The organism is Escherichia sp. MOD1-EC5189 (assembly GCF_002966045.1).
Taxonomy (GTDB): domain Bacteria; phylum Pseudomonadota; class Gammaproteobacteria; order Enterobacterales; family Enterobacteriaceae; genus Escherichia; species Escherichia coli_F.
Map to the genome: position 1 here is coordinate 244,714 of NZ_PTRX01000001.1, position 11,689 is coordinate 256,402.

Here is an 11,689-nt window from a genome sequence, read left to right on the forward strand (position 1 = left end):
AGGAGTGGAGTAGGGATTATGCCAGCCAGGTTTTGATTTTGGCTTCCATACCGGCGGCATCGAGGCCGAGTTCAGCGCGCATTTCTTCCTGCGTTCCTTGTGGAATAAAGAAGTCCGGCAGGCCAATATTCAGCACGGGTACTGGTTTACGATGGGCCATCAGCACTTCGTTCACGCCGCTGCCTGCGCCGCCCATAATGGCGTTTTCTTCAATGGTGATCAGCGCCTCGTGGCTGGCGGCCATTTCCAGAATTAACGCTTCATCAAGCGGCTTCACAAAACGCATATCGACCAGCGTAGCGTTCAGCGATTCTGCGACTTTCGCTGCTTCCGGCATCAGCGTACCAAAGTTGAGGATCGCCAGTTTCTCGCCACGACGCTTCACAATGCCTTTGCCAATTGGCAGTTTTTCCAGTGGCGTCAGTTCAACGCCAACGGCGTTGCCGCGCGGATAGCGCACCGCTGACGGGCCATCGTTATAGTGATAGCCGGTATAGAGCATCTGGCGACATTCGTTTTCATCGCTCGGGGTCATAATGACCATTTCCGGAATGCAGCGTAGGTAAGAGAGATCAAACGCGCCCTGGTGGGTTTGACCGTCAGCACCAACAATGCCGGCGCGGTCAATGGCGAACAGAACCGGGAGTTTTTGTATCGCCACGTCATGCAGCACCTGATCATAGGCGCGTTGCAGGAAAGTGGAGTAGATCGCGACAATGGGTTTGTAGCCACCAATCGCCAGACCCGCAGCAAAGGTCACTGCGTGTTGCTCGGCGATTGCCACGTCGAAGTAGCGATCCGGGAATTTACGTGAAAACTCGACCATGCCGGAGCCTTCACGCATCGCCGGGGTAATCGCCATCAGCTTGTTGTCTTTTGCTGCGGTTTCGCACAACCAGTCGCCAAAGATTTTTGAATAGCTCGGCAGGCCGCCGCTGCTTTTCGGCAGGCAACCGCTGGAGGGGTCAAATTTAGGCACGGCGTGGAAGGTGATTGGATCTTTTTCTGCCGGTTCGTAACCACGACCTTTTTTGGTCATGATATGCAGGAACTGCGGGCCTTTCAGGTCGCGCATGTTCTTAAGCGTGGTAATAAGCCCCAGCACATCGTGACCGTCAACCGGGCCGATGTAGTTAAAGCCCAGCTCTTCAAACAGCGTGCCTGGTACTACCATGCCTTTAATATGTTCTTCGGTACGTTTGAGCAGCTCTTTAATGGGCGGAACGCCGGAGAATACTTTTTTCCCGCCTTCGCGCAGTGAAGAGTAAAGCTTACCGGAAAGCAGCTGCGCCAGATGGTTGTTGAGCGCGCCAACATTTTCGGAAATCGACATTTCATTATCGTTGAGAACCACCAGCATATCGGGACGGATATCGCCCGCGTGGTTCATCGCTTCAAACGCCATGCCTGCGGTAATCGCGCCATCGCCAATGACACAGACGGTGCGGCGATTTTTGCCTTCTTTCTCGGCAGCAACCGCAATACCAATTCCGGCACTGATAGAGGTTGATGAATGCCCGACGCTTAACACGTCATATTCACTTTCGCCGCGCCACGGGAACGGGTGCAGGCCGCCTTTTTGACGGATGGTGCCTATTTTGTCGCGGCGTCCGGTCAAAATTTTATGTGGATAAGCCTGATGCCCCACATCCCAAATCAATTGGTCAAACGGGGTGTTATAGACGTAGTGCAGCGCTACGGTCAGCTCGACCGTGCCCAGCCCGGAGGCGAAGTGCCCGCTGGAACGGCTCACGCTGTCGAGTAAATAGCGGCGCAGTTCGTCGCAGAGTTTCGGTAAACTCTCTTTTGGCAACAGTCGTAACTCCTGGGTGGAGTCGACCAGTGCCAGGGTCGGGTATTTGGCAATATCAAAACTCATCAGGGGCCTATTAATACTTATTGTTTATTTATTACGCTGGATGATGTAGTCCGCTAGCGCTTCCAGTGCCGAGGTATCGAGTGACTGTTCAGCCAGTTGTTTTAGCGACTGGCGGGCATCGTCGATCAGATCCTGGGCTTTCTTCCGGGCTTGCTCAAGACCCAGAAGTGCAGGGTAGGTACTTTTACCAAGTTGCTGGTCGGCACCCTGGCGTTTACCCAACGTTGCAGTATCTCCCACCACATCCAGGATGTCATCCTGAACCTGGAAGGCAAGGCCGATGCTCTCTGCGTACTTGTCGAGTACTGGCAGAGCACGACGTCCTTTATCTCCGGCGCTTAATGCACCAAGACGAACGGCGGCGCGAATTAATGCGCCGGTTTTATGGCGATGAATACGCTCGAGTGCGTCCAGAGGTACGTGTTTGCCTTCCGCATCTAAATCTAATGCCTGACCACCGCACATTCCGCCAATACCGCTGGCGCTCGCCAGTTCAGAAATCATCGAAATTCTGTCGCGATCCGACACTTCCGGCATATCGGCATCACTTAAAATCGAGAACGCCAGCGTTTGTAAAGCATCGCCCGCGAGAATCGCGTTTGCTTCGCCAAACTTCACATGGCAGGTCGGCAAACCGCGACGCAGATCGTCATCATCCATTGCCGGTAAATCATCATGAATTAATGAATACGCGTGGATACACTCCACGGCGGCAGCGGGTGCGTCCAGCGTGTTTGTGCTAACGCCGAACATATGGCCGGTGGCATAAACCAGGAACGGTCGCAGGCGCTTACCACCTAATAATGCGCCATACTGCATGGTTTCGACCACGGGAGTGTTCTGAAAGGGCAGTGGGGCAATAAAACGGCTCAGCGCCTGGTTGGCCTGCTTAACGCAGGCTTCGAGTTGCTGCGGAAAGTCCATTACTCATTGTCCGGTGTAAAAGGAGTTAAAGAGGCGTCTTCATTGTCAGACAGCAGAATTTGTACGCGCTGTTCGGCTTGTTGTAATTTGGCCTGCCCCTGACGTGCCAGCTGCACGCCACGTTCGAACTCGTTCAGCGCCTCTTCCAGCGGCAGGTCGCCACTTTCCAGACGGGTTACAATCTGTTCCAGCTCGCTCAGCGCCTTTTCAAAGCTGGCGGGCGCCTCATTTTTCTTCGGCATAATGAATGTCTGACTCTCAATATTTTTCGCCCCGTCATGGTAACGGACTCAGGGCAAATAGCAAATAACGCGCAATGGTAAGGTGATGTGCGCAGCAAAGCGATGTTAGTGGTATACTTCCGCGCCTGGATGCAGCCGCAGGTGTGGGCTGCTGTATTTTTCCCTATACAAGTCGCTTAAGACTTGCCAACGAACCATTGCCGCCATGAAGTTTATCATTAAATTGTTCCCGGAAATCACCATCAAAAGCCAATCTGTGCGCTTGCGCTTTATAAAAATCCTTACCGGGAACATTCGTAACGTTTTAAAGCACTATGATGAGACGCTCGCTGTCGTCCGCCACTGGGATAACATCGAAGTTCGCGCAAAAGATGAAAACCAGCGTCTGGCTATTCGCGACGCCCTGACCCGTATTCCGGGTATCCACCATATTCTCGAAGTCGAAGACGTGCCGTTTACCGACATGCACGATATTTTTGAGAAAGCGTTGGTTCAGTATCGCGATCAGCTGGAAGGTAAAACCTTCTGCGTACGCGTGAAGCGCCGTGGTAAACATGAGTTTAGCTCGATTGATGTGGAACGTTACGTCGGCGGCGGTTTAAATCAGCATATTGAATCCGCGCGCGTGAAGCTGACCAATCCGGATGTGACTGTCCATCTGGAAGTTGAAGACGATCGTCTCCTGCTGATCAAAGGTCGTTACGAAGGTATTGGCGGATTCCCAATCGGCACTCAGGAAGATGTGCTTTCGCTCATTTCCGGTGGTTTCGACTCCGGAGTTTCCAGCTATATGTTGATGCGTCGCGGCTGCCGCGTGCATTACTGCTTCTTTAATCTCGGCGGCGCGGCGCATGAAATTGGTGTTCGTCAGGTGGCGCATTATCTGTGGAACCGTTTTGGTAGCTCCCACCGCGTGCGTTTTGTCGCCATTAACTTTGAGCCGGTCGTCGGTGAAATTCTCGAGAAAATCGACGACGGTCAGATGGGTGTAATCCTCAAACGTATGATGGTGCGTGCCGCGTCTAAAGTGGCTGAACGTTACGGCGTACAGGCGCTCGTCACCGGCGAAGCGCTGGGACAGGTGTCCAGCCAGACGCTAACCAACCTGCGCCTGATTGATAACGTCTCCGATACGCTGATCCTGCGTCCGCTGATCTCTTACGACAAAGAGCACATCATCAACCTGGCTCGCCAGATTGGCACCGAAGATTTTGCCCGCACCATGCCGGAATACTGCGGTGTTATCTCCAAAAGCCCGACAGTGAAAGCGGTTAAGTCGAAGATTGAAGCGGAAGAAGAGAAGTTCGACTTCAGCATTCTCGATAAAGTGGTTGAGGAAGCGAATAACGTTGATATCCGCGAAATCGCTCAGCAGACCGAGCAGGAAGTGGTGGAAGTGGAAACCGTCAACGGCTTCGGCCCGAACGATGTGATCCTCGATATCCGTTCTGTTGATGAACAAGAAGATAAGCCGCTGAGAGTTGAAGGTATCGACGTGGTTTCTCTGCCGTTCTATAAACTGAGCACCAAATTTGGCGATCTCGACCAGAACAAAACCTGGCTGTTGTGGTGTGAGCGCGGGGTGATGAGCCGTCTGCAGGCGCTCTATCTGCGCGAGCAGGGCTTTAACAATGTGAAGGTGTATCGCCCGTAATTTGTGGTTTTTACGTCGCATCTGGTCAGATGCGACGTTTGCCGCATCCGACACTACTCGTAATAATTATAAATCCCTGCCGCCATCACCAGTTGTGATGCCACCTCATGGGCTTTTTCACGCCCAACCAACAGGTCGATAATTTTCAGACCAAAATCAATAGCCGTACCTGGCCCCTGACTGGTCAGCAATTTTACCCGAGCATCCCAGACGACGCGCTTGTCCTGCCATTGTTCAGCGGGAATTTTGTCTTTCAACGTCGGGAAGCCGGTCATATTGCCAATCGGGAAGATATCATGAGGCACCAGCACGGTGGCTGGCGCGGCGCAAATAGCCGCGACGATACGCCCGGAACGGTGGAACTGTTTCACGGTTTCAACCAGCAGGGTGCTATCACGAAAACACTCCGCGCCTTTAATGCCACCAGGCAGCACGATCACGTCATATTCGCCATCAGCTACTTCGACCAGCGGCGCATCCGCCAGCAGCTTCACGCCGCGTGAGCAGGTAATTGCCAGGTTACCATCGCTGGCGACGCTGGCAGTGGTGACGTTGACACCGCCGCGAACCAGCAGATCGATAGTGGTGACGGCTTCAGTCTCTTCACTACCAGGGGCGAGGCAAACCAGTGCCGATGCGCTCATATTCACTCTCCTTTCTTTTTACCATTTCAAACAGGCGGGTGTTTTCCGGTACGGCAATCCCATGCGCGCGAGCGCGGCGTAAGAGAAAACCAGTGATATAGTCGATTTCGGTGTGGCGCAGCGCGCGGATATCCTGCAACATCGACGAAATGTTTTCCGCCGTTGCATCAATCACCTGCATAACATAATCACGCAAATCTTCCGCTGAAGTATGATGCCCTTCGCGTTCGATCACCGCCGCGACTTCTTCGCATATCTGCATAATTTCTTGCGGATGATGACGTAATTCACCATTCGGGCAATTCCAGATGGCGGTCAGTGGATTAATCACACAGTTGACTGCCAGCTTGCGCCACAGCTCGGCGCGAATATTGTTATGCCACGCGACGTCAGGTAACACGGTTTGCAAAATATCCGCCAGATAACTGTAATCGCCATCCTGTTGCCGTGCCGGGCCAATATGCGTGATACCGTTTGCCACATGAATAATGACATTGCCGTCGCGGCGGGCGGCATGAGTGGTGGTGCCCATCAGTAATGGCTGCTGAATGTTTTGCAACTCTTCGATGGTGCCCATGCCGTTGTGAATTAACAGTATTGGCGTGGTTACAGGCAGTGTGGACGCGAGGCTTTTGACGGCATCGGAAACCTGCCATGCTTTCAGCGTCACCAGGAGCAGATCGCTGGTGGCGAGAAAATCGGGATCGTTGGCGGTCAGCGATTCGTTAAATATCGAACCATCTGTCTCAAGCAGATTCACACTACAATAAGGTTGCGGTACGCGCAGCCAGCCCTGAACCTCGTGACCCTGTTTACAAAGTGCTGTAAGCCATAATTGCCCTAAGGCACCGCATCCCAATACGGTAATTTTCATTGTTCCTCCTCACCCGCAACCACTCCGGGTGTTCAATAAGGCTATCCCTTAATTGTGCATGCTGTTGCGACTATGCACAATTAAGGGATACGTCCTGGTGCAGGACTGTCGGTTATTTAACTTTGCAGGTATTATGCTTCGCATCAAAAATGAAGGGAGAGGAAAAGATGCCATCTTTCGATATTGTCTCTGAAGTTGATCTTCAGGAAGCACGAAACGCGGTCGATAACGCGAGCCGCGAAGTGGAGTCCCGTTTTGACTTCCGTAACGTTGAAGCCTCATTTGAGCTGAACGACGCCAGCAAAACCATCAAAGTGTTGAGCGAGTCCGACTTCCAGGTCAATCAGTTGCTGGATATTCTGCGTGCCAAGCTGCTGAAGCGCGGCATTGAAGGCAGTTCGCTGGATGTACCGGAAAATATCGTTCATAGCGGTAAAACCTGGTTTGTGGAAGCGAAACTGAAACAGGGCATTGAAAGCGCGACCCAGAAGAAAATCGTCAAGATGATCAAAGACAGCAAACTGAAAGTGCAGGCGCAAATTCAGGGCGATGAGATCCGTGTGACGGGCAAATCTCGTGATGATTTGCAGGCTGTCATGGCGATGGTACGTGGTGGCGATCTGGGTCAGCCGTTCCAGTTCAAAAACTTCCGCGATTAATCGCGACAACCTGCGCTTTGTTCATGTCAGATGCGGCATGAACGCCTGATTCGGCCTACAAAGATTTGTCACTCAGGAACTTTGTAGGCCTGATATGCGTAGCGCAACAGGCAATTCGCCTCGTTTTTTATGCCTGACGAATTGCCTGTTCAACCTCAAAGCGATTCGTCACTTTGCTGTCGATTTTCACATAAGCTGAATGTTCTTCTTCTGCAATCAACACTTCTTTGACACCCGCAGTTTCCATCAAACGCACTTTTAACGTCTCGTTTGCGGCAATGTCCGATGGGATTTCAATGCGCAAACTGCTGACATACGGCGGTTCTTTCATGGTACTGGCGACTGCCAGCCACACTGCGGCCAGCATTGCGCCAGCGAGAAATACGCCCTGACCGTCAAACATGCCGTCAATCCAGCCACCCAGCGAACCGCCAATGGCCACGCCAAGAAACTGGCTGGTGGAGTAAACGCCCATCGCCGTACCTTTGTAACCGGCTGGCGACTCTTTACTGATAAGCGAGGGGAGGAGGGCTTCCATCAAATTAAACGCCACAAAGAAAAGCTGCACGCCGACCACCAGTTGCCAGAACTGCGTTTGTGCGTTCCACAACACAATTTCCGCAACCACGATCAGCCCGACGCAGAAAACAAAGACTTGCTTCATTTTGCGCTTAACTTCCGCGTAGATAATGAAAGGCACAACCGAGCCAAAGGCGATTAACATCGTCGCCAGATAGACCTTCCAGTGTTCAGCCGCCGGGAACCCCGCATCAGCCAACTGTCCGGGCAGGGCAACAAACGTCGACATCAGCAGCATGTGCAGACACATAATGCCGAAGTTGAGTTTCAGCAGTCGCGGTTCTGCCAGCACTTTGCTGAAACTGCCTTTCACCATTCCGGACTCACGATTAAGTACGTGCGTGCTGCTGTTGGGCACAACCCAAATGGTCAACGCAATACCGGTCGTTGCCAGAATAGCGATCATCCAGAACAGCGTGTGCAGTCCAAGTTTGTGAGTGATGATAGGGCCAAGTACCATCGCAATGGCGAAGGTAATGCCAAAACTCACGCCGATAAACGCCATCGCTTTGGTGCGGTTTTGTTCGCGCGTGAGATCAGAAAGTAGCGCCATAACGGCAGCGGCAATCGCTCCAGAACCTTGTAACGCCCGGCCCAGAATAATTCCCCAGATAGAGTCGGAAAGCGCAGCGATAACGCTACCGGCGGCAAACACCGCCAGCCCGCCGACAATTAATGGTTTGCGACCAATACGGTCTGAGAGCAGGCCAAACGGAATCTGAAAAACGGCCTGAGTCAGGCCATAAATACCAATGGCAATACCGATTAATGCTTCACTGGCACCTTGCAGTGCCATACCGTACGTAGTTAGAACCGGCAGTACCATAAACATGCCCAGCATGCGCAATGAAAATACGGTCCCTAAACCCCAGGTCGCGCGCCGCTCACCTGGCGTCATTTTATAATCGTTCATTACCACCTCTTAAAAAATTGCCCACATAGTGTAGTGCGGAGCGCATGTTGGGTAAACAGAGTGTTAATGAGTAAATATTACATAAGAGCGTGATTTTTACGTCAGGCATGCGCTTCTCTCGTATTCTTGCCATTAATACTTTGTGCGTTAAATATAACAAATGAAAAGCTCGCCTGATTTTATCCTGCCACGAATGATATTATTTTCGGATTTGTTGATGAGCGTGTGATTTTTTATTAAAGGATGGTGTTATTTTATCACAATAAATAGAGGTGTTGGAGGTGCTGGTTATTCTGCTTTAGCTTAAATGTTTACTTATTACCTGAGGTTGTTATGGCTGTGTATTTATTCATGAAGTGGATGTTTGGTGGTTAGGTATATTGAAAAATATAGTGGTGGATGCATAAAGGTTATTTATGTTAAACAAAAAGAGTTTATTGGCTATTTTATTAATTGCCTCACAAGGTTCACTGGCAAGCGAGAAAGCGCATGAATTGTATGACAGCATATACAGTGAAAAGCCTGCCCCCGATGTGATAAGGACACTGCATAAAATGGCTGAGTCGGGGGATGTCGACGCGCAAAGCCTGTTAGGCTGGGAATATTATCAGCCCCGCTACGATACCACACCCAACGTTCAGGAAGCCATTAAATGGTTCGAGTTAGCCGCTAAACAAGGTGATGAAGAAGCTCCGTTAGCGCTGGGGGATATCTACTACGAAGGTGAACAGGTGCGGGTGGATTATGCCAAAGCGTATGCGTTATTTAATCAGGCTACGCAACGCGGTGTGAATTTAGCATGGTCCAGGTTGGGCATGATGTACGCCAATGGTCAGTATGTCGAGGTGGATTGTAGTAAAGCGAAAGAATATCTTGATAAGGGTGTTCACATTTATGCTGGTCCGGAAGACTTTATGGCCGCCTGTCGAAAAGATATGATTGACAGAAAAACGGTTGACGATACGTTACCGGTGATCACGATTACCCGTTCTGGAATGCGGGATAATTTTTTAGATAAAGGTTTTTCCTGCAAGGATAGCCTCTTTGCCAAAACCAATAAATTAGGCGAAGTGGCCAATCTTCGTGTTACGTACAACATCAAGAGTCCGTCGGGTAAGGAAACTATTCAAACGGTCGGCTTTGCACCTTTCGGCTTAAACCGACTGGATATTAACTTTACAGATTACCGGCTTGATTCATTTACCAGTAATTCGTTGCTTATTCTTTATAAACCGGAATTTGAACGAAAATCTTGTGCAGCTATAAGGACCACGATCGTTGCCGCAACGGCAACCATTAAAGGCAAGGATGTGGACCTGATGAAAGCGGGGGCAATTGAACAAAAGTGGTAACGCTGCTCAGTCTCCGGCTGAGGCAAAACTTGCCATGGCCGGAGGCGATAATAATCTAAGCCGCGAGAATATGCTGAATCGCTAAAAACATCGGTACAGCACCGAAAACATTGGGCCTCGCTGAAAGCTGAACAAAGCCGAGACGAGTATAAAAGTTAATGGCGGCAGGGTCAGCATCAAGATAAACCCCTTTAATTGGTAATGCCCGGTGAATTATTTTTACATGTTCAAAAAAATCACATAGTAGGTCCTGACCAAAGCCCCGCTTTTGATATTTCCGCGCTACCCCTAACATGACTAATCTGACAACACCAATCTCTGAAGGTTGTGAACCCTGAAGGACGCCAGAAACGCGTTGTTTTTCCAGCGAATATGCCGTAAAAGTACAGATGCCAATCAGTTCACCACTTTGTCTGTCAATAAGTGCTTTAGCAGCACAGTCGCTATTACGCACACTTTTCTTTAGCGATGCGCGTACAAATTTATCGATAACAGGGTTACCGCAATCAAACTGTTTTTGCCCAGGATAAGTAATATCAGACTGATAATTACAGGAGAGGACTATGGGCAGAGTAATCTCTTCATGCTTGTCGACCATCGCTGTTTTTCCTTTTCATTAACGCCTTGAGGGCGAGCGTCGGTTGAGCAGGTTCAGCGATGAGTTGGTTCATCAGTTCCCAGCTTTGATTCGAAAGCTCACGGCGACGTTGGTTATCAAGCACACTTTCGGCGCGTTCCATAGCTGCGCTCAAAATAAAAGCGCTTAAATCTACCCCAACGGCTTGCGCAGCTTCACGAAGTTTGTTTTTGGCGTCGGGACTGGTTTTGAGTTCAACCCGCGCATTTTTCAGCGTTTTATCGATATCGGGTAGAGCGACTGTTTTTCCAGGCATTATGACCTCTTTGATTAACTGAATGAAATCGTAGGGAGTCGATCTCATGCATAATACGGCTATCAACCGTATGATTAATTTATGTGCATATACTCACTCTGTCAAGAGATACGGTTATTAGCCGTATCTCTGTTCTCAGACAATAAAAAAGGTGCCGTAGCACCTTTTTTATAGAGAGGTTGTGTTACCACACAGCAGCCAGCAGCGTATGCGAGTCCGGCACCATAAAATCAACGGACATCATTACCGAGAGGGCAGTGATGGCGATGATCGAGAAGCCGAATAGCTTGCGCGCCCAGATTCGATCATCAGCAACTTTATAACCGCGCAGGGCCATACCTAACCACCAGACGCTAACCGCCGCGGCGACCACCAGATATTTATACCCAGCGTAACCGCCAAGAGAGAGCATCAGCGTGGCAACGGCAAAGGCGATGATATACAGCGTAATGTGGTTTTTCGCTACCGAAATGCCTTTCACCACTGGCAGCACCGGAATGTTTGCCGCCTGATAATCCTTAAAGCGGAAAATTGCGATGGCATAAGAGTGAGGCATCTGCCACAGGCTGAAGATAGCCAGCAGGATCGCTGCGCCGCTATCGAACTCGCCTGTCACTGCACAGTAGCCAATCACCGGCGGCGCTGCGCCGGAGAGCGAACCAATCAACGTGCCGTAGACCGAGTGGCGTTTCATGTACAGGCTGTAAACGCCGACATAAACCACAAAGCCCATCACCCCCAGCCAGCAGGCCAGCGGATTCGCGCCAAACCACAGCAGCATAAAGCCAGCAATACCCAGCAAGGTGGCGTACACCAGCGAGACAGCAGGAGAGATCAGGCCTTTAACCAGCACCCGATTCTTCGTCCTTTCCATCTTTCTGTCGATATCCCTGTCGATGTAGTTGTTAAACACACAACCCGACGCCACAACCAGTGACACCCCAACCAGCGTGTAGATAAACAGGGGATAATCAATGCTGCCCTTTGAGGCCAGCAGGAATCCCCCAATCACCGAGATCAGGTTGCCAAAGATGATGCCTGGTTTCGTTACTTGCAGGTATTGCTTAAACATCATA

General features: G+C 50.7%; 12 protein-coding genes. 3 read left to right on the forward strand and 9 right to left on the reverse strand.

Annotated features, from left to right (window positions below):
- Positions 1-16: 16 nt before the first annotated feature.
- Genes dxs through xseB form a run of 3 tightly spaced genes read right to left on the reverse strand, consistent with a single transcriptional unit; the run spans position 17 to position 3,045 of the window.
- On the reverse strand, positions 17-1,879 hold the full coding sequence (gene dxs, locus ATB02_RS01250) for a 1-deoxy-D-xylulose-5-phosphate synthase (RefSeq protein ID WP_105270962.1): 1,863 nt from the start codon (positions 1,877-1,879) through the stop codon (positions 17-19).
- Positions 1,880-1,903: 24 nt separating this feature from the next.
- Positions 1,904-2,803 (reverse strand): (2E,6E)-farnesyl diphosphate synthase, encoded by a 900-nt coding sequence (ispA, locus tag ATB02_RS01255; RefSeq protein ID WP_000347230.1) that lies wholly within the window; start codon positions 2,801-2,803, stop codon positions 1,904-1,906.
- Positions 2,803-3,045: an exodeoxyribonuclease VII small subunit gene (gene xseB / locus ATB02_RS01260; RefSeq protein WP_001124935.1), complete on the reverse strand. Its 243-nt coding sequence runs from the start codon at positions 3,043-3,045 to the stop codon at positions 2,803-2,805. Before xseB ends, ispA begins: the two co-directional genes overlap by 1 nt.
- 205 nt (positions 3,046-3,250) lie before the next feature.
- On the opposite strand from xseB, the gene thiI reads away from it, so the two are divergent.
- Positions 3,251-4,699, forward strand: coding sequence for a tRNA uracil 4-sulfurtransferase ThiI (thiI, locus tag ATB02_RS01265; protein WP_000668696.1), 1,449 nt, complete (start codon positions 3,251-3,253; stop codon positions 4,697-4,699).
- Positions 4,700-4,752: 53 nt separating this feature from the next.
- Here thiI and yajL read toward each other — a convergent pair whose 3' ends face one another.
- Both yajL and panE read right to left on the reverse strand, forming a co-directional pair.
- Positions 4,753-5,343: a protein deglycase YajL gene (yajL, locus tag ATB02_RS01270; protein WP_105270963.1), complete on the reverse strand. Its 591-nt coding sequence runs from the start codon at positions 5,341-5,343 to the stop codon at positions 4,753-4,755.
- Positions 5,306-6,217, reverse strand: a complete 912-nt coding sequence (panE, locus tag ATB02_RS01275) for a 2-dehydropantoate 2-reductase (protein WP_105270964.1) — start codon at positions 6,215-6,217, stop codon at positions 5,306-5,308. The genes yajL and panE overlap by 38 nt, the downstream gene beginning before the upstream one ends.
- 167 nt (positions 6,218-6,384) lie before the next feature.
- Here panE and yajQ point away from each other — a divergent pair, with 167 nt between their 5' ends.
- Positions 6,385-6,876 carry a nucleotide binding protein YajQ gene (yajQ, locus tag ATB02_RS01280; RefSeq protein ID WP_001138904.1) on the forward strand — a complete coding sequence of 164 codons (492 nt, stop codon included), beginning with the start codon at positions 6,385-6,387 and terminating at the stop codon, positions 6,874-6,876.
- A gap of 127 nt (positions 6,877-7,003) precedes the next feature.
- On the opposite strand, the gene ATB02_RS01285 is transcribed toward yajQ, so the two are convergent.
- Entirely contained in the window at positions 7,004-8,368 is a 1,365-nt protein-coding gene (locus ATB02_RS01285) for an MFS transporter (protein ID WP_105270965.1), read from the reverse strand.
- Positions 8,369-8,784: 416 nt separating this feature from the next.
- On the opposite strand from ATB02_RS01285, the gene ATB02_RS01290 reads away from it, so the two are divergent.
- Positions 8,785-9,720 carry a tetratricopeptide repeat protein gene (locus tag ATB02_RS01290; protein ID WP_105270966.1) on the forward strand — a complete coding sequence of 312 codons (936 nt, stop codon included), beginning with the start codon at positions 8,785-8,787 and terminating at the stop codon, positions 9,718-9,720.
- Between the two features lie 55 nt (positions 9,721-9,775).
- Here the strand turns inward: ATB02_RS01290 and ATB02_RS01295 are convergent, their stop codons facing one another.
- From ATB02_RS01295 to cyoE, 3 genes are all read right to left on the reverse strand, one after another.
- Complete coding sequence (locus ATB02_RS01295) at positions 9,776-10,318, reverse strand: GNAT family N-acetyltransferase (RefSeq protein ID WP_000227787.1); 543 nt, start codon at positions 10,316-10,318, stop codon at positions 9,776-9,778.
- Positions 10,302-10,613 (reverse strand): type II toxin-antitoxin system TacA family antitoxin, encoded by a 312-nt coding sequence (locus tag ATB02_RS01300; RefSeq protein ID WP_001353405.1) that lies wholly within the window; start codon positions 10,611-10,613, stop codon positions 10,302-10,304. Before ATB02_RS01300 ends, ATB02_RS01295 begins: the two co-directional genes overlap by 17 nt.
- A gap of 184 nt (positions 10,614-10,797) precedes the next feature.
- Positions 10,798-11,688 (reverse strand): heme o synthase, encoded by an 891-nt coding sequence (gene cyoE, locus ATB02_RS01305; protein ID WP_000971336.1) that lies wholly within the window; start codon positions 11,686-11,688, stop codon positions 10,798-10,800.
- Between the last annotated feature and the right edge of the window lies 1 nt (position 11,689).

Bases quoted from the DNA above. Each gene is read 5' to 3' on its own strand.
- dxs (WP_105270962.1), bottom strand. From the start codon at position 1,879: ATGAGTTTTGATATTGCCAAATACCCGACCCTGGCACTGGTCGACTCC.
- ispA (WP_000347230.1), bottom strand. From the start codon at position 2,803: ATGGACTTTCCGCAGCAACTCGAAGCCTGCGTTAAGCAGGCCAACCAG.
- xseB (WP_001124935.1), bottom strand. From the start codon at position 3,045: ATGCCGAAGAAAAATGAGGCGCCCGCCAGCTTTGAAAAGGCGCTGAGC.
- thiI (WP_000668696.1), top strand. From the start codon at position 3,251: ATGAAGTTTATCATTAAATTGTTCCCGGAAATCACCATCAAAAGCCAA.
- yajL (WP_105270963.1), bottom strand. From the start codon at position 5,343: ATGAGCGCATCGGCACTGGTTTGCCTCGCCCCTGGTAGTGAAGAGACT.
- panE (WP_105270964.1), bottom strand. From the start codon at position 6,217: ATGAAAATTACCGTATTGGGATGCGGTGCCTTAGGGCAATTATGGCTT.
- yajQ (WP_001138904.1), top strand. From the start codon at position 6,385: ATGCCATCTTTCGATATTGTCTCTGAAGTTGATCTTCAGGAAGCACGA.
- ATB02_RS01285 (WP_105270965.1), bottom strand. From the start codon at position 8,368: ATGAACGATTATAAAATGACGCCAGGTGAGCGGCGCGCGACCTGGGGT.
- ATB02_RS01290 (WP_105270966.1), top strand. From the start codon at position 8,785: ATGTTAAACAAAAAGAGTTTATTGGCTATTTTATTAATTGCCTCACAA.
- ATB02_RS01295 (WP_000227787.1), bottom strand. From the start codon at position 10,318: ATGGTCGACAAGCATGAAGAGATTACTCTGCCCATAGTCCTCTCCTGT.
- ATB02_RS01300 (WP_001353405.1), bottom strand. From the start codon at position 10,613: ATGCCTGGAAAAACAGTCGCTCTACCCGATATCGATAAAACGCTGAAA.
- cyoE (WP_000971336.1), bottom strand. From the start codon at position 11,688: ATGATGTTTAAGCAATACCTGCAAGTAACGAAACCAGGCATCATCTTT.